Source organism: Aneurinibacillus thermoaerophilus (genome assembly GCF_019603355.1).
Taxonomy (GTDB): domain Bacteria; phylum Bacillota; class Bacilli; order Aneurinibacillales; family Aneurinibacillaceae; genus Aneurinibacillus; species Aneurinibacillus thermoaerophilus.
On sequence record NZ_CP080764.1, the window covers coordinates 458873 to 481599 of the forward strand.

Annotated in this window: 18 protein-coding genes; 10 read left to right on the forward strand and 8 right to left on the reverse strand. The window is 45.2% G+C overall.

The annotated features are described in order from the left end of the window. Nucleotides 1–8: 8 nt before the first annotated feature. The 4 genes from K3F53_RS02615 to K3F53_RS02630 all read left to right on the forward strand — a co-directional run bounded on the left by K3F53_RS02615 (nucleotide 9) and on the right by K3F53_RS02630 (nucleotide 3667). The gene (locus K3F53_RS02615) at nucleotides 9–980 is read left to right on the forward strand and encodes a branched-chain amino acid ABC transporter permease (RefSeq protein ID WP_057899944.1); all 972 of its coding nucleotides are present in this window, start codon (nucleotides 9–11) and stop codon (nucleotides 978–980) included. Continuing rightward, nucleotides 958–1734, forward strand: coding sequence for an ABC transporter ATP-binding protein (locus K3F53_RS02620; RefSeq protein ID WP_057899943.1), 777 nt, complete (start codon nucleotides 958–960; stop codon nucleotides 1732–1734). Before K3F53_RS02615 ends, K3F53_RS02620 begins: the two co-directional genes overlap by 23 nt. Then, complete coding sequence (locus tag K3F53_RS02625; protein ID WP_057899942.1) at nucleotides 1734–2441, forward strand: ABC transporter ATP-binding protein; 708 nt, start codon at nucleotides 1734–1736, stop codon at nucleotides 2439–2441. Before K3F53_RS02620 ends, K3F53_RS02625 begins: the two co-directional genes overlap by 1 nt. A 185-nt stretch (nucleotides 2442–2626) precedes the next feature. Further along, entirely contained in the window at nucleotides 2627–3667 is a 1041-nt protein-coding gene (locus K3F53_RS02630; protein ID WP_220559301.1) for a DUF3048 domain-containing protein, read from the forward strand. A gap of 68 nt (nucleotides 3668–3735) precedes the next feature. Here the strand turns inward: K3F53_RS02630 and K3F53_RS02635 are convergent, their stop codons facing one another. After that, a complete protein-coding gene (locus K3F53_RS02635) occupies nucleotides 3736–5433 on the reverse strand; it encodes a methyl-accepting chemotaxis protein (RefSeq protein WP_220559302.1) in 1698 nt (565 codons plus the stop codon). A 200-nt stretch (nucleotides 5434–5633) separates the two neighbouring features. After that, nucleotides 5634–6701 (reverse strand): RNA-guided endonuclease InsQ/TnpB family protein, encoded by a 1068-nt coding sequence (locus K3F53_RS02640; RefSeq protein ID WP_220559303.1) that lies wholly within the window; start codon nucleotides 6699–6701, stop codon nucleotides 5634–5636. 371 nt (nucleotides 6702–7072) lie between these two features. Here K3F53_RS02640 and K3F53_RS02645 point away from each other — a divergent pair, with 371 nt between their 5' ends. Together K3F53_RS02645 and pcrB are read left to right on the forward strand one after the other, a co-directional pair. Next, the gene (locus tag K3F53_RS02645) at nucleotides 7073–7384 is read left to right on the forward strand and encodes a YerC/YecD family TrpR-related protein (RefSeq protein ID WP_057899938.1); all 312 of its coding nucleotides are present in this window, start codon (nucleotides 7073–7075) and stop codon (nucleotides 7382–7384) included. A gap of 92 nt (nucleotides 7385–7476) precedes the next feature. After that, nucleotides 7477–8169, forward strand: coding sequence for a heptaprenylglyceryl phosphate synthase (gene pcrB, locus K3F53_RS02650; protein ID WP_091261127.1), 693 nt, complete (start codon nucleotides 7477–7479; stop codon nucleotides 8167–8169). A 220-nt stretch (nucleotides 8170–8389) separates the two neighbouring features. Here the strand turns inward: pcrB and K3F53_RS02655 are convergent, their stop codons facing one another. The 5 genes from K3F53_RS02655 to K3F53_RS02675 all read right to left on the reverse strand — a co-directional run bounded on the left by K3F53_RS02655 (nucleotide 8390) and on the right by K3F53_RS02675 (nucleotide 13101). Continuing rightward, a complete protein-coding gene (locus K3F53_RS02655; protein ID WP_091261123.1) occupies nucleotides 8390–8950 on the reverse strand; it encodes an RNA polymerase sigma factor in 561 nt (186 codons plus the stop codon). 84 nt (nucleotides 8951–9034) lie between these two features. Then, nucleotides 9035–9901, reverse strand: a complete 867-nt coding sequence (locus tag K3F53_RS02660) for an ABC transporter permease (protein ID WP_220559304.1) — start codon at nucleotides 9899–9901, stop codon at nucleotides 9035–9037. Beyond that, nucleotides 9898–10824 carry an ABC transporter ATP-binding protein gene (locus tag K3F53_RS02665; RefSeq protein ID WP_220559305.1) on the reverse strand — a complete coding sequence of 309 codons (927 nt, stop codon included), beginning with the start codon at nucleotides 10822–10824 and terminating at the stop codon, nucleotides 9898–9900. The genes K3F53_RS02660 and K3F53_RS02665 overlap by 4 nt, the downstream gene beginning before the upstream one ends. Beyond that, nucleotides 10821–12539, reverse strand: a complete 1719-nt coding sequence (locus K3F53_RS02670; protein ID WP_220559306.1) for a hypothetical protein — start codon at nucleotides 12537–12539, stop codon at nucleotides 10821–10823. Before K3F53_RS02670 ends, K3F53_RS02665 begins: the two co-directional genes overlap by 4 nt. A gap of 25 nt (nucleotides 12540–12564) precedes the next feature. Then, nucleotides 12565–13101 (reverse strand): helix-turn-helix transcriptional regulator, encoded by a 537-nt coding sequence (locus K3F53_RS02675; RefSeq protein WP_057899932.1) that lies wholly within the window; start codon nucleotides 13099–13101, stop codon nucleotides 12565–12567. A gap of 232 nt (nucleotides 13102–13333) precedes the next feature. Between K3F53_RS02675 and pcrA the strand changes: the two genes are divergently transcribed. The 4 genes from pcrA to speB all read left to right on the forward strand — a co-directional run bounded on the left by pcrA (nucleotide 13334) and on the right by speB (nucleotide 20372). Then, complete coding sequence (pcrA, locus tag K3F53_RS02680) at nucleotides 13334–15580, forward strand: DNA helicase PcrA (protein WP_057899931.1); 2247 nt, start codon at nucleotides 13334–13336, stop codon at nucleotides 15578–15580. A 34-nt stretch (nucleotides 15581–15614) separates the two neighbouring features. Continuing rightward, complete coding sequence (gene ligA / locus K3F53_RS02685) at nucleotides 15615–17621, forward strand: NAD-dependent DNA ligase LigA (RefSeq protein ID WP_220559307.1); 2007 nt, start codon at nucleotides 15615–15617, stop codon at nucleotides 17619–17621. A gap of 199 nt (nucleotides 17622–17820) precedes the next feature. Next, entirely contained in the window at nucleotides 17821–19242 is a 1422-nt protein-coding gene (locus K3F53_RS02690) for a sigma-54 interaction domain-containing protein (RefSeq protein WP_057899929.1), read from the forward strand. 140 nt (nucleotides 19243–19382) lie between these two features. Next, nucleotides 19383–20372, forward strand: a complete 990-nt coding sequence (speB, locus tag K3F53_RS02695) for an agmatinase (RefSeq protein WP_057899928.1) — start codon at nucleotides 19383–19385, stop codon at nucleotides 20370–20372. A 58-nt stretch (nucleotides 20373–20430) separates the two neighbouring features. Here speB and K3F53_RS02700 read toward each other — a convergent pair whose 3' ends face one another. Beyond that, complete coding sequence (locus K3F53_RS02700) at nucleotides 20431–22479, reverse strand: methyl-accepting chemotaxis protein (RefSeq protein ID WP_220559308.1); 2049 nt, start codon at nucleotides 22477–22479, stop codon at nucleotides 20431–20433. Nucleotides 22480–22727: the final 248 nt, after the last annotated feature.

Below are 22727 nucleotides of genomic sequence, written 5' to 3' on the forward strand. Positions count from 1 at the left end.
GGAGAAAAATGCAACGGAAGAGAGCGAAAGGTTTCTGGTTATCCATTCTCCTTGCCATTGCTTTTTATGCAGTTATTCAATATCTTATATCTTTTTCTATGCTTAATACGTTTTATGAGAATACGCTGTACTTTATATGTATCAATATTATCCTCGCTGTTAGTCTTCACTTGGTTATCGGTATCACGGGCCAGTTCTCCATCGGGCATGCTGGCTTTTTGGCTGTTGGTGCTTATATTTCGGCCATTTGTACAATGAAATTAGAGCTGCCATTTAGCGTAGCGTTAATTGCCGGGGGGATTGTAGCGGCTATAGCCGGATTGGTTGTCGGCATCCCCAGCTTACGGCTTAAAGGGGATTATTTGGCAATTGCAACATTAGGCTTTGGTGAAATTATTCGAATTACTTTTTTGAACATTGATTATGTAGGCGGAGCCAGTGGGATGCAAGTATCCCATATGACAGATTGGACCACGCTATTCGTTTGCCTGTTGATTACGATTATCGTAATTATCAACTTTACGAATTCTACGCATGGGAGGGCGTGCATTTCGGTTAGAGAGGATGAAATTGCGGCCGATGCTATGGGAGTGAATACGACATACTACAAGGTCATTGCCTTCGTCCTGGGTTCTTTCTTTGCGGGAATTGCCGGTGGATTGTATGCACATAACTTCTATATCATTCAGCCCACAAACTTTGGCTTTTTAAAATCGTTTGATATTTTGATTTTTGTTGTGTTAGGTGGCTTGGGAAGCATGTCGGGCGCGGTGATTTCCGCTATTTTATTAACGATTGTGTCTACCTTCTTGCAGGATTACCCAGAAACGCGGATGATTATTTACAGTTTGGTTTTAATTATTGTGATGATTTATCGCCCGCAGGGATTGATGGGTACGAAGGAAATTACGGAACTCTTTAAGAAGAAACGCACAGGCATCGAAGGAGGAGAACCAGGTGGCAAACACACCGCTGCTTAAAGTAGACAGCGTCGGCATTCAATTTGGCGGGCTAAAGGCCGTCTCTGGTGTAAATGTGGAACTGTATCACGGGGAGCTTGTTGGACTTATCGGTCCGAATGGAGCTGGAAAAACAACATTTTTTAACCTTTTAACAGGCGTATATGTACCGACGGAAGGGCACATTTTTCTAAATGACGAAAAGTTGAACGGACTTGTACCATATCAAATCACCCGTAAGGGAATTAGCCGGACATTTCAGAATATTCGTCTGTTTGGTGATCTGTCGGTGCTTGACAACGTCAAGGTCGCTTACCACTCGCTTGCGAAACATTCGATTGTCAGTTCGATTCTCCGTTTGCCTTCCCATTTTTCCGGGGAGCGGGAGATGGAGAAGAAAGCGATTGAGTTTCTCAAAATTTTTAAGCTTGATAAACTGAAAGACGAGATGGCGAAAAATTTGCCGTACGGACAGCAACGTCGTCTGGAAATTGCCCGCGCGCTTGCGGCTCATCCGAAACTGCTTTTGCTTGATGAACCGGCGGCGGGGATGAATCCACAAGAAACGAAAGAGCTGATGGAGCTGATTGCGTTTATTCGCAAAGAGTTTAATCTTACCATCTTGTTGATTGAACACGACATGCCGCTTGTGATGGGCGTGTGCGAACGGATTTATGTTCTCGATCATGGACAATTAATTGCGCATGGCTCGCCGGAGGAGATCCGAAATAACCCGAAGGTGATTGAAGCGTATCTCGGCGAGGAGGTTTTGTAATGTTAAAGGTAGACAATATTGACGTATATTATGGAAATATTCAAGCATTGAAAAGTGTGTCATTGGAAGTGAATCAGGGGGAAATTGTGACGCTTATCGGGGCGAACGGAGCGGGAAAAAGTACGTTGCTTAAAACGATTTCCGGACTTCTAAAGCCAAGGCAGGGCAATATTGTATATCTTGACCAATTCATTGCGGGCAAACAGGCGCAGGCGATTGTAAAGCAAGGAATATCCCACGTACCGGAAGGGCGCCGTGTGTTTGCCAATATGACAGTGGAAGAAAACTTGGAACTGGGCGCGTTTTTGCGCCGCGACAAAGATGGTATGCGCAAGGATTTTGAGAAAGTATACGATTTGTTTCCGCGTCTGCTGGAACGCCGCAAACAATTGGCGGGCACGCTTTCCGGCGGAGAACAGCAAATGTTGGCGATGGGCAGGGCGCTGATGGCGCGTCCGAAGCTGCTCTTGCTTGATGAGCCATCTATGGGACTTGCGCCTCTGCTTGTAAAAACCATTTTTCGTATTATTCAGGAAATTAATGAAGCAGGCACAACCATTCTTCTGGTAGAGCAGAATGCACATATGGCCCTTTCCGTAGCCAATCGGGCATACGTTCTCGAAACGGGCCGTGTTGTTCTTTCAGGCACAGCAGCCGAACTGAATGCCAGCGATGAGGTGAAGATGGCGTATTTAGGCGGACATTAATACAACATGCGGATTCTTCCTTTATGATGAAAGTTGCACGAATTTTTAAATAGAGGAAGAAATCCGCATATTTTCTTTCTATATATTTTTGTAATTCTACGTACTTGGGCATAAATTTTAGAGGAAAGCTATACTAAAGAAGTATGGTAAGATATAGGAAAATGATAAAAAGAAGAGGGATTATTATGAGAAAAAAAGTATGGGCGGCATCGTTGCTTGCTTTGAGCCTGTCTTTTACCAGCGCTTGCGGACTGCTTGATAAGCTGGAAAACAAGAGGCAGCAAAATATGCCGAACATCGAAACGGCTACCGGAGCGGTTCCTGAATCGGTGTCCAAGTACGTAGCTCCCTTAACCGGTCTTCCCGTCGAGAGTGAAAACAAGGATCGCGTTGTGATGGTCATGGTGAATAACCATTCCAAGGCGCGGCCGCAGTCCGGATTAGATCAGGCTGATATGGTGTATGAGATGTTGGAAGAAGGGCTTATCACCCGGTTTATGGCGTTTTACCAAAGCAAGTCACCGAAAGTAGTTGGGCCTGTGCGCAGTATCCGTCCGTATAATATTGAAATCGGACAAGGGTTTGACGCCATTATGTCGCATGCCGGAGGCAGCGTCGCCGCACTCAGCATGCTTCGCAGTGGCGATTATGCTGATATGGATGAAATTTACACATATCCAAAAGCTTACTGGCGCGATAAATCACGCAAAGCGCCGCACAATTTATATACAAACATTGAAAAGCTGCGTAAAGGAGCAGAAGAAAAAGGCTACAACCTCGGGGGAGATATTCCAGTTTTCTTATTTAAAAAGGAAGATGAATCGGTAGAGGGAGAGCCAGGAACGAAAATCAGCATTCGCTATTCCAAAAGGAATACAGCGGGGTACGAATACGATCCGGCCACAAAACAGTACAAGCGGTTTACCGCAGGCAAACCTCATCTGGATAAAGAGACAGGCAAGCAATTGCTTGTGACCAATGTGCTGGTCATTGCGGCGCACCATCGTGTATTGGACGGCGAAGGTCGCCTGGAAATTGATACGGAAGGGCCAGGAGAAGGTTATCTGTTTCAGCGCGGCAAGGCGCTAAAAATTACCTGGGAGCGGAAAGATGGGGCGATTCGCGCCTATCAAAATGGTGTAGAAGTACCGCTGTATCCCGGTACGACCTGGGTCAATGTTGTACCAACAACCCCGTCCTTCTCTGAACATATGACATTTGAATAAGAAAGTGAATAGATCCACCTGTTTGGTTAACGTGGTGGATCTATTCATGACCAGAGGATTTCTATTGTTTACTTTTTCGTTATGATAAATTTGCTCATCTCTTTCTCCAGTGTTTCAGACATATGAGCTAACGAAGAAGAATTTGCCGCCACTTCTTCAACCGTCGCCGACTGCTCTTCCGCTGAAGAAGCTACTTCTTGAGCGGCTGCTGCTGACGCTTGAGCAATGGTGGCGATTTCTTGCAACGATTGCAAAATCTCTTGTGTATTGCTTTCTAATCTGTGAAAGATCTGCTCGATTTTTTTAATATTGTTTTCTGTCGCTCCAACTTTGGAGACAATGATGTCCAATGATTTTCCACCATATTTGATGATATCAACTTGCTTTTCTATAGCACTGAAATTACTTTCCATTGTACGAATGGTAATGGCTGTTTCCGCCTGAATATCGCGAATCATTTCGGTTATTTTTTTGGCAGCTATATTTGATTCCTCGGCAAGTTTATGTACTTCATCCGCTACTACCGCGAATCCTTTGCCATGTTCACCTGCCCGTGCTGCTTCAACCGCCGCATTTAACGCCAAAAGATTGGTTTGGCTGGAGATGTCGGTAATCGTTGTAATAATTCCTCCGATTTCTTCCGAACGACGTTCTAACTTTTGAATGGATTCAGTCGCTGAAGAAATCGTATCGCATACAACGTTAAGATGATGAATCGCTTCATGAATAGAACGGTTTCCTTCGTGGGCGGCGTTTGTTGCTTCTAAGGCATGTTCCATCGTCTTTTTCACTTGCTCATGTCCTTCTTTTGTTTCCTCCATTGCCTGTTCCATTTTCTCAAGAATGATGGAAGTCGCGTCGGCTTGACGGTTTGTTCCATCCGCCACTTCGTTAATGATAGTGGCAATCCGTTGGGAAGCTTCACCGCTTTGATTTGCGGAAGCTGATAATTCATGGCTGCTTGCGTTTAAATCAGATGATAGGGTTTGCATATCCTTGACGAGTGCCAACAGCTTTAGCCTCATTTGTTCAAAAGCGGCTCCAAGTTGCCCGATTTCATCTTTAGTATGCACAATGACTTTATCGGTCAGGTTTCCGTGTGCAATTTGCTGTGTTCCCGTCAAAAGCTGGGATAGAGGCAAAGTAATGGCACGGCTTATTTTCAAAGCGATTACGATGGAAAGAAGGAGCACGATTGATGAAGAGATAAGCAAGACCGTTTTCAAAAATGAAATCTCATCATCCAGTTGTTTAACGACAGCGCGAATGTTTTGCAGGGCTTCCGCACGAAACTTGTCTACCTTTTCGTTAATGCTTTCGGCATATGCGTCAAACTCGCCCATTGTTTCGTTTCCTTTTGCTGTGCCACCTTGAATGTAGTCATGCGCCATTTTTTTTCCCATATTGTAATATTCGTTGAACGACATCTGAATTTCTTGTAATCTTTGCTCCTGTTCCGGATAAAAGGAGCGCATTTCTCCGAGCGTTTTTTCAAATTGTTTAGCATATTCTTCGGCTTTATCGAAACCGTCATCCAAACCTTTTGCGGCTTTCGTAACGCTAATATCGGTGAGCCATTGCTGAACTTGCACAACGGATAATTTCATGTCATCGGCTTTTAAAGCTATCGGCAATGTTTTGGTTTCCATGTGCTGAATATTTTTCGTATTTTGGCTGATTTGCAGCAGAACAAAGGCTAAAACGGCTGCAAATAACAAAAAAATCATCGTAAAAGAAAGTAGCAATTTTCCTTTAATACTTTTCAAACATATCTCTCCTCTTTCAATAATGAACCTCTCCCACTTACCATAGGTTGAAGTGGGGGTTTCTGAACGATCCACCTCGGCAGAACAGGCGATCAACGGGTTGTCGCTGATCTCACAGACACGTGCCGTCTGCGAGGGGAATCATTCAGCAACACACCCTTACGGGCGTGGGTCGGAACAAACCATCTACTACTTCTCGCTTAGGCGATCCGTAGATACGTGGGTTTCTGAATTTCAAACGGCAAGGACTGAATCCGGTTTTCATACAACACTTTGGACAGTAGATTCGCCGCACCGTGAATGTCCCGATGTTGGGTATAGCCGCACGAACAGCGATACATACGCCCACGCACGTTCTTTTTCGCCCCGCAAACCGGACAGGTTTGCGATGTATAGCGTTCCTTGCGCTTATGGAGCATGATGCCTTCCGCCTTCAGTTTGTACGTTAGGTACTTCTTTACTTTCCCAACCTGCCACTGGCTCATTCGCTGATTGTGGCAGCGAGAACGTTTCTTTTTCTTCTTTCGCTGGACGCCTTCGACGTCTCCAAGGTAGACTTCGTTCACTTGCTGGGCGACCACCCATTCGACAAACTGTTTCGTCGTTTTGTGCAAGGCATCCTGTAACTGGCGTTTACTTTTAGAAAGAAGATATTGTTTCGCTCGGTTGTACCGCTTCCACTGACGGCTGTATTTCTGGCACTTGCTCATTTTTCGCTGAAGCTCTGCAAGCTTCTTGTTACGCAGGCGGTGAATACTTCGGATTTTGCGTCCGGTCACAATGAGACTGTCTCCAGTTGTTGCGACGGCCGCAAGCATATGAATTTCACCCGGGTCAATGGCGCATATATGCGAACCCGGCGGGTTCGGTGCTTGACGCTTGCCTTCCCAGATGCCGCGACGCAACGAAATGCGTCCGTTAGGATGAATGGTAAAACCGTCCGCCGCCCACTTTGTGTTGAAATACTTCTTTTGCTTATATGGATAGCGGACGTTCGTGTGCCCTTCCTTTCGGGCCTGATGTGCGCTATCTCGCGCCCAAAGATATTTGTGGCACACAGCTTGTATGCTCTGGCTGTGCATCGGGAAACGACGCTTCAAGCGTTTTTGTAGTTCGGTTTTACCGATCCACTGCCCGGTTTGCTGGTGGTAGACTTTCGCTTCAGCCAAGCACGTATTCCACACTTCTGCCGAGAAGCGATGTAAGGCAAACAGGGCATCTATGGTAGAGCGGGATGCGGTAAAAGCGACTTTTGCGGTTCGAATCATTCGAATCACCTTCTTTTTCACTACGAACATACATTCCTAGTACGCAACGAATGGAAGAGAAAAAGAAGCGCGATTCATCCCCCACCTACGCCGGAGGCGTGGAGGAAGAGGACTTCTCGCGTGTTATGTTAAATTGAATGTCGAAATGGTAAAAGTGCTATATATTTAATATATCGTCATATTTTGGTAGGTAAAGATAGGAAGAATTTTTGAAATTTTTAAGGCTGTGCTATATATTTGAATGTGACCGTTTTTTCTTGTCAAAGCGTAGAGAATTACATATTATAAAAATAGCGTTTGCTTTACTTCTTGAAAAAAGTAAAGTGGTACTTATGTAAAGAGTACATGTGCCGGAAACGGAGGGAAAGTCGGTGCAGTTAGATAAAATCAAGGGAAAAGAGCTTGAACAATTATTTGAAGCAATTCTCTCGCTGGAGACGATGGAAGATTGCTTTTTGTTTTTCGATGATTTGTGTACGGTAAACGAAATGAAATCGATGGCGCAGCGCCTTGAAGTGGCACGAATGTTGCGCGAAAAACAAACATACAGCCAGATTGAAGAAGAGACAGGCGCAAGCACGGCGACCATTTCCCGTGTAAAACGTTGCCTGAATTATGGTAATGGCGGATATATGGCCGTGCTGGATCGATTAAGCAAAAAGAAGAACAAAAAAGAGAAATAAGCCTTCTGAATTTTAGTTCAGGAGGCTTTTCTTTTTTCTTTCGTCTTATTTGAATTATAATAACAAGCATGAAAGCATGGAGGAGGATACATATCTTGAATATCCAAACATGGAAACACGTGTTTAAACTTGATCCCGATAAACTTATTGGTGATGAAGAATTAGAGATGGTCTGCGAATCAGGAACAGACGCGATTATTGTTGGTGGAACAACCAATGTGACGTTCGATAATACGATTGACTTGCTTAGCCGTATTCGGCGGTACGCAGTACCCTGCGCGCTTGAAGTATCGAATGTAGAAGCGATTGTCCCGGGGTTTGACGCGTACTTTGTGCCGCTTGTATTAAACGCGCAGAACCCGGAGTGGATTTTTAACGCTTATATTGAGGGACTGAAAGAGCATGGGCCGTTTATTAAATGGGATGAAGTGTTTGTCGAGGGGTATATTGTTTGTAATCCGGATTCAGCGGTCGCACGGCTGACAGAAAGTCGGACGAATATTGCTCAAGAAGAGATGAAAGCGTATGCGCGTCTTGCGGATCAGATGCTAAAGCTCCCGATTTTTTATATTGAATACAGCGGAATATATGGTGACGTGGAGCAAGTGCGAGCGGCGCAGAAGGTAGTACAGAACAGCCGCATTTTTTACGGCGGCGGTATCCGAAGCGCGGAACAAGCAGCGGAAATGGCACAGTGGGCGGATACGATTATTGTCGGCAATATTATTTACGAGAATCTTGAACAGGCGCTTCTGACCGTACAGGCGGTGAAGAAGCAGAAGTAGGCGAGCGCAGCATATTTGAGCACAAAGCCGTTCTTCAAGCAGAATAGACCAAACTCTGAACCGTTCCATGATGGAGAGAGTCCATTGCTTGTTTCCGCTTTTTGAACGGCTTTGCTGAAGGTAAAATGGGCCGGGAAGAAGGTGAGAGTTTTCTTATACAGGTATGATTGTTTTCACCCTGTATGCTACTTAATCCGTCCATACGGCGTGATCAATCTTGTTAAGAACATGTTTTGGATGCTGGGCATGAACAGTAAATGATGTTGCTTAGTTTCAACCGTGCCATGTATAATCTGGATTTAATGATTTCTTCTTTTATGTTTAATAGCGAAGCAATCTCTTGGGCACTTAACTCTTGGTAGTAGAACAGCATGATTATGATTCGCAGCTCCGTGTCCAGGGACATAACCGAATACAGGAACTGTTGCTTTGATTCTCCTTGAGGCAGTGTATCAATTGGCAAAATGCCGTCAGCACTGATTGTAGACGGAGCGACATGCTCACACCTTTTCCATTCCGCTTGTTGTTGCGAAATACCCAGTATACAACGGGCGAGTACATGATGAAACCACCCTTTAAAGTTGTCGATCCTTTCTTCATTCCTAATGCGTGTATATGTCTCGATCAGCGCATTTCGCACGACTTCTTCTGCCAGCTGTTGTCTGCCTAAAATAACGAGTGATGTTGTATATGCTCGCTGTAAGTAAGGCCCGACCAGTAAGCGAAATCTCTCTTTATCACCGCTACGACATTGTTTTAGTAACATTCTCTCATAGCCCATTTTTAGCACCTTACTTTTTTAGTAGTCAATAAATATAACGTTTTCTCTCCTTCTTTTCAATGAACATAATGAATTCATCATCGTTTACTTAATTTGAACCCTCCGGAAGAAAAATACAGCCAGTGCAAGCATGATGATCGTAATGAGACCGTAATACAAAATAAACCACCAGTAAGGGTCGCTCATTTGCGAGGCTCCGTTGCCAAAGATTGATTTCTCATTCATAAAGACCATCACCACAATATTCACCGGATTGATGCAGCTTAGTGCATGTAGCCAGCTGTACAACGGATGAGAGTTAAGAGGCGGAAATGAGTCATCAGGAATCATCTTTTCAGCTAAATCTATGTTGATGATGTCATAAAGCATCGCATTGATAAAAAACAGCAAAGCGGTATATGCGAACACGATGGCGTATGTTGTCACAGATGCAGCGCCGGTGCGTTTTACGAGTGTGGATACGCATACGCCCACAGAACCGATAGCCAATATCGTGATCATGTATACACCGAATATTTTCAGCCATTGTTGTGGATCAATTCCCCCGAACAAAAACACAATACTGTATAACGGAAGCGAAGCGAAAATAAGTAAAAGGATAAAGCTAAGCGCCGAAAGCCATTTGCCAATAATGATTTGCAAAGGCGATAAATTAGTTGTCAGTAGAAGCGACAATGTTTGGCGCTCACGTTCTCCACTGATCACACCCGCCGTTAATCCGGGTGTAACGAAAATAATCAGCCCGTATTGTAATATGGATAAGCACATAAAAATTTCGAAGTAATTAGTAGAAGAGTAAGCTTCTTTTTCTTTAAAATACATAATACTGAACACGACAAGCGCAAGCGCCGCCAAATAAAGGCTGATGATCCATGGTGTTTTGCCAGAACGCATACGTATGCGGAACTCTTTACTTAGCACGGGATTAGCGAAGAGTTGTAGAAAGTTCATGAGCCCACTCCTTTCGTGATTTCCAGGAATATATCTTCTAAATTTCCTTCTATTTCGCTGAATGCAGTAATTGGATATTTTTCTATAAGCAAGGTTTGCAACAGGGCTGCTTGCTCGGAATCAGAGCCGTTAAAGCTTATAATAATATGGTCATCTTCCCGCACCGCATTAGAGACTTCAGGGGCGGAGCGCAAACGGGCCAAGAGCGGTTCCCATTTATCCAGCACCCGAATTTTTAATAATCTTTGTGCTCGCATTTTCCGATAAATTTCTTCCACCTTACCTGTAGCAACCAGTTTGCCGGATTCGATAATGCCGATGGTGTCACACATCTCCGCCAGTTCGGGCAGAATATGCGAACTAATTAAAATCGTTTTTCCGGTTTCCCGCAGCACTTTTAAAATTTCCCGCATTTCAATCCGGGAGCGTGGATCAAGCCCGGAAGCAGGCTCGTCAAGAATGATGACTTCCGGATCATGGATCAGGCATCTGGCGAGTCCCAGACGTTGTTTCATCCCGCGAGACAACATATCGACATATTCATCCGTTTTATGTGTTAGTTGCACAAGCTCCAGCATTTGCGGAATTGCCCGTTGTCTTTCTTTGGGCGATAAACCGTAACTCGCCCCGTAAAAGTCCAGATACTCATAAGCCGTTAAATTGTCGTATACACCGAAAAAGTCAGGCATATAGCCGATGAGACGGCGAACTTCCCGCGGATGTTTTACGCAATCGTAGCCGCCGACTTTTGCCGTACCGCTCGTCGGGGTAAGCAGCGTGGCCAGAATGGACATGACCGTTGTTTTTCCGGCTCCGTTCGGCCCTACAAAGCCGTAAATTTGTCCTTTTTTAATCTCAAGGGTGATTCCCTGTAAAGCAACGGTACGGCCGAATTTTTTGTATAAATCTTTTACTTCGATCATTTTACGCCTCCCGTTTCTTTTAGCTCTCCTATTTTCGCTTTTACAACCGATAATTGCGAAAGCTGATAAGATTCATTGATGACTTCGTTTTTTAATGGATGCTGGTCGGTCCAGCCGATGAGATAAATCCCTTGTTCTCCAATATCATGATAAATGGATTCGATCAGGCGTGCTTCCGGTGAACGTGTATAATTTCTCTTCTCTACATCGAGAGAAGCAGGTAGCAGCGCTTTGGCAAAATCTGATTTGAGAAAGCTTCTTGGCGTATCAACGCTGCGAATCGGGACATTGACCTGAATGGAATCGCCGGGCGCAAGCGCAGGGATTGTCTGCACGCCATCTTTATAAACGATGCAGACATTGCGTAATGCGTAGTTTGTATGATTGCGAATCGTACCGGTAATCCGGTTATTTTGCGTTGTTAGCGCTGCTGCGAATGTTCCGATCCCTTCTTGATGTTGTTCGGAAAATGCTTGGCGCAGCGACCAAAATGCCGTATTTGTGAATTGTGCTTCCGTATGGTCTGTTTGCAGGAGAATGCGGGTGTTGCTTCTTGGATTTCCTCTTTCCCTATCTTTTAATGGAAACACGGTTATACCTTTTGGGAAGCGCAGGCTGTAGTCCCCGCTATGCGGTGCAAAAAATGCGCTGCCACTCCTAATATCGGCGCTTCCGTCGTTGTTTACTTCAATCAAACTGACATTTTGCAGGTGTACTTTGTTGCCGTATTGCCACTTGCCGTATCCATAGGTTGCCAATGCCGCAATGATTGAAAGCGCCGGAATGAAGAGCCAATTCCATTCCCGGGCGTTTCGTCTTTTCATGATATAAAATAGGACAGGACCAATGATGATGATGTAGGCAGCGAACAGTAAAGCGGCAAGCGAAACGTCCGGCAATTTAAATTCGGGCATGTAGGTTGCGGCATCGCTCAGTTGGGAGGCCATGTATGTGCCATTCCATGAACTTGTATCGTTTTCCGCTTTTTTGCCGATTGTTTCCCAAAGTCCTTTCCCGCTTGTTTGATCAACAGTAAACAATTGTCCACCTTGTGCTGCCCAATCTTTTACGGTTTTCTTTTGCTGTTCATTTAGACGCGCCATTTCTTCTTTGTCGATCAGCAGGGCATTCAGGCCGCTGTTCCGCAGCGTATCTGCTGGAATGTCCTCCAGAGTAAGCGGCTGTACATGAATGGATGGTGCATTTGCTTTTTCCGGTGGTTGGGTACGAAGCAGATGCGTGGTCACCGCTTCATTCGCCAGTATACCGACAAAAATACTATCATTTGGGATGTTGTTCGGGGCCATCGGGTGTTTGACAAGTGTTTTGCCGTTTTGTACCCATTTAACATATGACGGGTTATTTTTAAAATAGCTGAATTGTGCATGTACCCGAAACGTCACATGTTTGCTTTCCCCTTTTTTCAAGGATAAAGGCTTTGAGTATGTACCCACAAATGTATGATTGGTACGCATATCTAATTCAATATTTCCATTGATAGGGGCATCGGTCTGGTTGGTGACGGTAACCCGGACAGGCACGATGGTATCCCATTTATACGTATTGTTAAAACCAACATTCACTTTTATGCTGACTACCGGTGCGGCAGTCGAGTCGGCGCGTACTGAAACGGGGAACAGACCGCTGCTAAAAAAGCAGATAATAATGACGGTGAAAAGAAGCCACGTGGCCCACCCTCGTTTTCGTTTTTTCATAAGTCTAACACCTTCTCTCCCATAATTACTCTTTGCTTGTTGTGCTTTCTAATTCATAGAATTTTGTTTTCGCTTCGTCTAGATTCATACTGTAATAATGCAGTACATCTGCGCGATCGATAATACGAAGATGTCCGGTTAAGATGTGAGATTGAAGCAAATACGTTTCTCCAACTTTTTCATCTTTCCACCAGACACGTTTCCCCATCGTCTTATAACGGGCTTTTGTCTTGGCACGTTGAATCCACTCTAGCTTGGCATCCGACGGTTCTTGTTCGATGCCTTGAAAAGCAACGAGTTCTATAATCTCGACCACAGATTCACCGAACATTGCCTGAACGATTTCGCTATTGCGAAATAAAATGCCGACGAGCGAAGCGGCGGTGAAGCCTAATGTTTTTCGCTCTTTTTCCACCTGTACAAGCGTTTTTTTGGAAAGGCCGATAATATCGGCCATTTGTTCTTGCGTGAGGCGGGCTTCCGTGCGAATGAGACGCAGCTTCTCGGAAATCATTCTGTCAAACGTTTCGCGAGAAAAATGAGGGGGATGTTGCTCATTCATAGAAAACTCCTTTCAAAATGAGATGAAAAATAATCCTTATAGTGTAAATTTACACTTTTTAAGCAAAAAGTCAACATTTTTGGCTAATCTTTTTGTTTTCTTTTCTATCCTCTCACCATAAAACAAAAGGTAAAATATTAAGATAGTAAAGAGCATCTGTATAGGTGATTGCATGGAGGACTGTTTGTTATAATGACAGGGAAACGTTTGCTTGGGAAAGGAGTCATTCGCCTTGTTTATAAATCGTGAAGATGTGTTGCAGGGGTTAAACCCGCAGCAGAAAGAAGCGGTGCTGGCGACGGAAGGCCCGCTTTTGCTTTTGGCTGGCGCAGGCAGCGGCAAGACGCGCGTACTGACTCAGCGCATTGCGTATTTGTTAAAGGAAAAAAACGTAGCACCTTGGAGTATCTTGGCGATTACATTTACGAATAAAGCGGCACGTGAAATGAAAGAGCGGATTTCGGCGATTGCCGGATCGGATGCGGAAGATATTTGGATTTCAACATTTCACTCGATGTGTGTACGAATGCTGCGCCGTGATATTGACCGGATCGGTTACAACCGTAATTTTACGATTCTGGATACCAGTGATCAGGTATCGGTTGTTAAGCAGTGTCAGAAAGAGCTTAATATTGATCCGAAAAAGTACGATCCGCGCGCGGTGCTTGGTTTTATCAGCAATGCGAAAAATGAACTGAAAACACCCGAGCAGTATGCCGGGATGGTCATGGGACCTGTTGAACAGGTGGCCCAGCAAGTATATAGCCTGTATCAAAAAAAGTTGAAAAGCAATAATTCGCTTGATTTTGACGATCTGATCATGAAAACCATTCAGCTTTTTGAAGAAGTGCCGGAAGTACTTGCGTTTTACCAGAAAAAATTCAGATATATCCATGTAGATGAGTATCAAGATACGAACCGGGCGCAGTATATTCTGGTGAAAATGCTGGCGGAGGGATACAAGAATATTTGCGTTGTTGGCGATTCCGACCAATCAATTTACCGCTGGCGCGGTGCCGATATTACCAACATCCTGAATTTTGAAAAAGACTACCCGAACGCGCGTACCATCCTGTTGGAGCAAAATTATCGTTCTACCAAGAAAATTCTAGAGGCCGCCAACAAAGTCATCAGTAACAATATAGGACGGAAACCGAAAAACCTGTGGACCGAGAATCCGGAAGGCGCTCCCATCCGCTACTATACGGCAGATAGCGAGCATTCGGAAGCTTATTATATTGTTGAAGAAATCCAAAAAGCAGTCCGCCGCGGCCGTCAGTACCGTAATATCGCAATTTTATATCGAACGAATGCCCAGTCCCGCGTGATTGAGGAAGTGTTCGTAAAGTCAGGCATTCCGTACAATATTGTCGGCGGCACAAAGTTCTATGATCGCAAAGAAATCAAGGATATGCTTGCTTACTTGCGCGTTATTTCCAATCCGGATGATGATTTAAGCCTTACTCGTATTATCAATGTACCTAAACGTGGCATTGGTGCGGGAACGGTTGAGAAAATCGCGGCATATGCGGCGCAACAGGGAATTTCGATGTACAGGGCGATTCAGGAAGTGGAACAAGTCGGATTAAGTGCGCGTTTGGCTGACGCAGTGACGAAATTCTCCCGTCTGATTGCGGAATTGGAAAGCATGCAGGAGTTTTTAAGCGTAACCGAGCTTGTGGAAGAAGTGCTCAAACGTACGGAGTATCGCGAAGAGCTTATCCGGGAAGGTACGCTTGAAGCGCGCAGCCGGCTCGAAAACATTGACGAATTCTTGTCTGTTACCATGGAATTCGAGCGGACAAACGACGATAAATCACTTGTCGCATTTCTGACCGATTTGGCTCTGGTAGCGGATATTGACAGGCTGGACGAAACGGAAGAAGACCGCGGCAATGCCGTTGTCATGATGACATTACATAGCGCGAAAGGATTGGAATTTCCAATTGTGTTCCTCGTTGGCATGGAAGAAGGGATTTTTCCGCATTCGCGTGCGCTGTTGGAAGAAGCAGAAATGGAAGAAGAACGTCGTCTCGCGTACGTAGGTATTACGCGTGCGGAGGAAGAATTGTTTTTGACGCGGGCGCTTATGCGTACATTATATGGTCAAACGAAAATGAATGCGCCCTCCCGTTTTATTGAAGAAATTCCGGAACATTTGTTGCAGATGGAGGGCATGGTGCAGGAACGGATAGCTTCCCGCTATGGCCGGACGGATCATCGGTCGGCACAGCCGCAGCGGCATGGCGTTGTCCCGATGCGTGTGCAGTCACAGAACGGAACAGTGCAAGCGGAGCGCAGCGTCAATGTGACGCTTGACTGGAAAGCTGGAGATAAAGTCCAACACAGCAAATGGGGGATCGGCACAGTGGTATCTACGAAAGGAAGCGGCCAGGATCTGGAATTGACCATCGCGTTTCCAAATCCGATCGGTTTGAAAAAGTTGCTGGCTAAGTTTGCGCCGATTGAGAAGGTGTGAGGAAAATTTATTATTTTTAAGAGAGGGAAAGTGTATGGATCGAAATGAAGCGATTCAACGAGTAAAAGAGCTGCGCAAAATCATCGAACAGCATAATTATTATTATTATGTGAAAGATAACCCGCAAATCTCTGACTATGAGTACGATCAGTTGATGCAGGAGTTAATTCATATTGAAACAGAATTTCCCGAGCTTTTAACACCTGACTCTCCAACACAGCGGGTGGGCGGTGCTCCGCTCGAATCCTTCGAAAAAGTGGAACATAGCATTCCTATGCTTAGTCTCAGCAATGCGTTTGATGAACAGGACTTGCGCGATTTTGATCGCCGTGTCCGCCAAGGGCTGGGCGTAGAGGGGCCGATTGGCTATATATGTGAGTTGAAAATCGACGGGTTGGCCGTGTCGCTCCGCTATGAAAACGGACGTTTCGTGCGCGGCGCAACGCGCGGCGACGGGCGGACAGGCGAAGACATTACACAGAATCTGCGCACCATTCGCTCGCTGCCGCTTGTGTTAAAAAAGCCGCTTACTATCGAAGTTCGCGGTGAGGCGTTCATGCCGCGTCGCGCATTTGAACGTTTGAACAAAGAACGCGCCATGCGTGAAGAGCTATTGTTCGCCAACCCGCGCAACGCGGCAGCCGGTTCTTTGCGCCAGTTGGATCCGAAGATTGCTGCATCCCGTTCGCTCGATATTTTCCTCTACTCGGTGGTAGGAGAAGACACGTTGCCGGTAGATACTCACAGCGGCTCGCTTTCCATGCTGGAGGAACTTGGATTTAAAGTGAATCCTGAGCGCCGTGTTTGTGAAGGGATTGAGGAGGTCATTTCTTTTATCGAAGGCTGGACTGAGAAGCGAGGCGAACTTCCATATGACATTGATGGAATGGTTGTTAAAGTGGATCGCCTCGCCTATCAAGAGGAGCTGGGCTATACGGCGAAAAGTCCGCGCTGGGCGATCGCGTACAAGTTTCCGGCAGAAGAAGCGATTACGATTCTGCGTGACATCGAAGTCACTGTCGGGCGTACGGGTGCGATAACGCCGACGGCCATTCTTGATCCGGTGCAGCTTGCTGGAACAACAGTACAGCGAGCTTCCCTTCATAATGAAGATATTATTCGCGAGAAAGGCATTATGATTGGCGATCATGTTGTCGTAAAAAAAGCGGGCGATATTATTCCTGAAATTGTGGAGGTTAAAGTCGATAAGCGGACTGGAGATGAGCAGCCGTACCATATGCCGACGCATTGCCCGGCATGTGATAGCGAACTGGTGCGCCTTGATGAAGAAGTGGCACTTCGCTGTATTAACCCGCAGTGTCCGGCGCAAATCCGCGAGGGGATTATCCATTTTGTATCTCGTAATGCGATGAATATTGACGGTGTCGGTGAGAAAGTCGTGACCCAGCTTTATGAAAAAGGATTGGTGCGAAGCGTGGCCGATCTTTATTATCTGGATCGTGAAGAGTTGCTGAAGCTAGAGCGGATGGGTGAAAAATCGGTCGATAATATGTTAAATGCTATCGAAGCGAGCAAAAATAATTCTTTGGAGCGTTTGTTATTTGGCTTAGGTATTCGTTTCGTCGGTGAAAAAGCCGCCCGCTTGCTGGCACAGCACTTTGGCACAATGGAAGCGTTGCAGAATGCGACCGAAGAAGAGATTGTCACCGTTCATGAAATCGGGACAAAAATGGCGGAAAGCATTGTAAAGTATTTTGCCAAGCCGGAAGTGGTAGAGACAATTGAACGCCTGCGTGAGGCGGGAGTGAATATGGAATATAAGGGCCTGCGTCCGGAAGAAGTGGACGCTGATTCGCCGTTTGCGGGCAAAACGGTCGTGCTGACGGGCACGCTTGCCAGCGTGACACGTAAAGAGGCACAGCATATGATCGAGGCGCGCGGTGGAAAAGTATCCGGCAGTGTCAGCAAGAGGACGGACCTTGTTGTCGCCGGGGAGGCGGCCGGTTCCAAACTGGGGAAAGCGAATGAGCTAGGGATTCAAGTGATTGATGAAAAGACATTCCTTGAGTGGATAAAATAGAGGAAATGATGAAAGGGCTCTGTTCCTTTAGGAAATAGGGCCCTTTTGTATTTGCTTCATTTACTTTGGCTTGTTTTAATTCATTTTTGAATAAAAATGATTGATAGTAATTCATGATTAAATCAATTCGTCGGAATGTGTAAATATAATATAATAAAGGCACAATGTTTTATGAGTGTTTTGAGGAAGTGATGGATAGATGCGAGAGAACAAAGAGAAGCTGGATGATGTTTTGATGGAACTAAAAGCCATTATCGAGACATCGACAGATAATATTGTCATTGCGGACGGAGAAGGAAATATATTACGAGTTAGCGATAATTGTCGTGAAATATACGGCATTGCACCGGAAGAGTTGTATGGAAAGAGCACAGAACAATTGGAGAAGGTAGGAATTTTCAGTCCTTCTGTTACCCGGCGTGTACTGGAAACAAAACAAAAACAGCAGCTTATTCAGCATACGAAAACAGGTAAAGTTGTTATGGCTACTGGTTATCCGGTGTTTGATAAACAAAAACAGCTTGTGCGTGTTGTCAGCTATTCTCACGATATGACTGAAATTATGGCGCTAAAGGAAAGCTTTGAGAAGTTGACGGAGCAAGTTAAGCGTTATGAAAGCGAACTTGAAGAATTGCGCGAAAAGGAAACACGCATCCCCGGCGTCATTGCTGAAAGTCCACAGATGAAACGCGTCATTACACTTGTGCAACGTGTTGCTAAGGTGGATACGACTGTATTGCTGCTTGGGGAATCTGGAGTTGGCAAAAACGTGATTGCTAAAGCGATTCACAGAAAAAGCGAGCGTAAAGCACAGCCTTTTATCGAAATAAATTGTGGTGCGATTCCAGAAGGGCTTTTGGAATCAGAATTGTTCGGTTATGCTTCCGGCTCATTTACCGGCGCCAGCAAGAGCGGAAAGCCTGGTATTATTGAATTGGCTGACAAAGGCACGTTGTTTCTGGATGAAATAGGAGAGATGCCGCTCGCGTTGCAGGCGAAGTTGCTCAAGGTCATCCAGGAGAAAAAAATTACACCTGTAGGCGACACGCGCTCAAAGCAAGTTGACTTTCGTCTGATTGCTGCCACGAATCGGGACTTAGCGGAGATGGTACGCGAAGGGAAATTCCGGCAAGATTTGTACTTTCGGCTGAATGTTATACCGATTGAAATTGCGCCACTGCGTCAACGGCCGGAAGACATTCTCCCGCTTATTCGTATTTTTCTTGCGAAGTTTTCTAAAAAATACGGATTGGAAAAAAGGGTGGATGAATCGGCTGTTCAAGCGTTGCTGAATTATGGCTGGCCCGGCAATGTACGCGAAGTGGAAAACGTGATAGAACGGTTGGTGGTGACAACAGAGGAGCCCGTGATTTCAATTGAGCATCTTCCGGAGGCATTGCGCAAGGAAGCGGAGGCGGCAGAAATCCCAGTATCTTTTCCTGCTCGTAAGCTGAAAGATATTCTCGAAGAAGTGGAAGAGAAGATAATTATGCAGGCGTACAAAGAATGTCGGACTACGCATGAAATGGCGAAGCGGTTGGGAATCAGTCAGCCATCCGTCGTACGTCGGTTGCAGAAGTATAGAAAAATAAGGGATAAGGGCACGTCTATTCAAAAATGAATCAAACGCAAGGAAGATTGGGAGAGGAATTTGACGTATCCCCGGTTTTTACAAGGAAATATATAGTTGGTATGAGATTTGCTTATGAGAATAAAGCGAAGATGTGAACATATGCATAAGAAAGCTGGAGGGGATACGTCATGACAAAAAAATATGAACCGGCAAATTCATTCGAATCTCCACGTTTTTGCGGCGTGCGTACGTTTATGCGTCTGCCTTATGTTCAAACGACAGAAGACGTGGATTTCGTTGTGCTTGGCGCGCCGTTTGACACGGGTGCTTCATTCCGGGCTGGAGCACGTTTTGGCCCTGGGGCTGTGCGTGACTTTTCTATTTTATTACGTCCATATAATCCAGTGAGGAAAATCAATGTATTCGATTATTTATCTGGCGTCGACTATGGAGATCTGCCGGTCGTACCAGGATACATCGAGGAATCTTATAAAAAGATTGAAGAAGGCTTGTTGCCGATTCTTGAAAAAGGCGTCGTGCCGATTACAATTGGCGGGGATCATTCTATTACGCTTGCTGAATTGCGCGCGGTTGCTAAAGCGTATGGACCTGTCGGCCTGGTGCATTTTGATGCGCATAGCGACACATGGGATTCTTATTTCGGAAAGAAATACAATCATGGCACACCATTCCGGCGCGCATATGAGGAAGGTTTGCTTGATATGAATCGCTGTATTCAGGTCGGTATGCGTGGTGGACTTTATGCGCCGGAAGATTTGGACGATGCGCGCAACATGGGCTTCGATGTTGTAGAAATGCATGAAGTGCAAGAGATGGGCATTCCAGCAGTCATCGAACGCATCCGCAAACGTGCGGGACACGGCCCGCTTTTCTTATCGTTTGACATTGATTTCATTGACCCGGCATACGCGCCGGGAACAGGAACGCCGGAAGTAGCCGGAGCAACAACGACGGAGGCGCTTCAATTGGTACGGGGGTTGGAAGGATTGAATTTTGTCGCGTTTGATCTGGTAGAAGTGCTTCCATCGTTTGATCATGGACAGATTACGGCCAACGCGGCTTCGAATGTCATCTTTGAATTTATTACGCATCTTGCGCTGCAGAAAAAAGTGGAACAAGAGGCGGTTGCACATGGTGAAAGTACGCAAAATCGTTGATTTATCTCGAGGGATTGAAGAAAAGAAAAGGGCAGGGAAAAAATCCCTGCCTGCTTTATTATACCTTGAATTTGCTCATTAAATCATGCAGTTCCTCTGCCATTTTCGTAAGCGTATGGGAGGCTGAAGCGATCTCTTCCATGGAAGCATTTTGCTCTTCCGCGGCCGCCGCCACGCTTTGGGTAAGCTCGGCTGTTTGTTCAGAAATGAGAGCAATTTTGCTTACTGCCTCCGTCATGTTCTCTTTTTCGGTATTGATTTGTTCTACGATCGTATTTACTTCCTTTGCATGTGCAAATACGTCTTCAGCAGCCTTCAGGATATCTTCAAATGACTGCGAAGCGCTGTCCACCATTACCATTCCCTGTTCAACTTCCGCGTTTGCTTCGTTCATCATTTCAATCGCCTGGTGGGTTTCATGCTGGATTTCGGCAATCAAATGTCCGATTTGGCCGGCTGATTGAGCGGATTGTTCAGCAAGCTTGCGCACTTCGTCCGCTACGATAGAGAATCCTCTTCCGTGCTCTCCAGCCCGCGCTGCTTCGATCGCCGCGTTTAAAGCCAGAAGATTCGTTTGCTCGGAAATAGAGGTAATCAAGGATACGATATGAGTAATTTCCTTAGATTTCTCTCCGAGCTCGCGTATGGCCTGTGCCAGTTTTTCTACACGCTGATGAATGTTATTGATTTGTTCCGTAATTTCTTTTGCGTTGTGATTGCCGTTCTCTGCTTTTTCCGCCGCTATCCTTGCACGCTCGTTTACCTGTTGAATTTCGCGCATGATACTGGTCATACTTTCTGAGATTTCAGATACTACTTTTTTTGCATCTTCTACTATCGATACTTGCTGGTCAGTGCCGCTGGCTACTTCCATCATGGACTCCGTAATTTGTTCTGTCGCTTTGCTTGTCTGTTCGGAGCCGGCCGTCAATTGTTCAGAAGTAGAGGCCACTTGATGAGTATGGGAAGCAATTTGTCCCATCATGTCTTTGAGCGTCCGCGTCATAATGTTGAAATTGCGGAACATTTGCCCGAATTCGTCCTCTGTTTTGACCTCGATGTTCTGCGTAAAATCGCCGTCGGACATCGCTGCGGACAATTGATTGACCCGCTCAATATTGTTGGTAATATAGCGACTGTATAAAAGGATAATCGCGATGGTGATAGCGATCGCAATAACAGTTGTCAAGATCAGCGCATTTACAAGAGAATGGACAGGGGCAAGTAGCTCTTCTTCTGGGATAATCAGAGCAAGTACCCAATTGTTCTCCGGAATCCTCTTGTAGTAGATTCGGTTAACACCTTGTTTATCGTTATATGTAACCATTCCGTCGTTCCCGCTTAATAAATGAGATGACGTCTGAGCAAGTGAGGAGTTCGGATCGTTTTTAATGTTGACTTTCATCATTTTATTTTTGTCGGCATCCGCCAGATACGTTCCTTTGCTGTCAAGCAGAAACGCGCGTCCTGTATCCCCGACTTTGGTTGAGTTTATCATTTTCTGCAAGCTGGCTAAGTCGATGTCGCATGTGATAATACCCAAAAACTCACGTTGTTGGCTGTAAAAGGGTACACTGACGGTTACCATGGAAGTATTGGTTACAGTATCAAAATATGGATCGGTATAGACCGCTGGTTGCTTGCTGTTTTTTCCAGTCTGATACCAATCAGTGTTTGGATAATCATATTCTGGATTGTTAAATTCCTCCGTAATCTCGATGTTATCGCCTTTACGGTGAGCATATAAAGAAAAGTATTTAACGTCAGGTTTGTATTTATAAGGTTCAAAGAAGATTCCCATTCCAAGGGTCTCCTTGTTAGTGCCTAGCGCATTTTTTAACATGGCGCTGTATTGTTCCTTCGTATAGGATAAAGCGGAAAATTCAGCGGTACGGGCTACTAATTCAGGCATTTTTTTGTGCGTGATTAAGTCTTTCTCGATTTTGTTTGTAATGCTTTGTAACTGCTGATGCATATTGGTTTCGATTTGCCCATTGATTAATGATTTGCTATAAAAATAGGTAAATAATGTGATGAATAACAATACGATGATAAAAGTGGGAAGAAGTGAAACCAGTATTCGTGTTTTGATGCTCCGAAACCTCATTTTTTGCGCCTACTCCTTTCTTAAGAAGTGTTTTTACAGTATATTTATCGGATTATTTATTACAATCTAACTATATTTTTTCTTGTGAAAGAATGATTTTCATAAATAGGATTGAAACTGGAAATATGAGGGGTTCAACGGTTTTGTAAAGCGCTCATGTGGACGGTTGGTTGCGGCTCTATAGTTTCTCTGGTATGATTTTATCTAGGTTTGCCTACCTTAGATGAGCACATAAGGCGGGAGAGAGC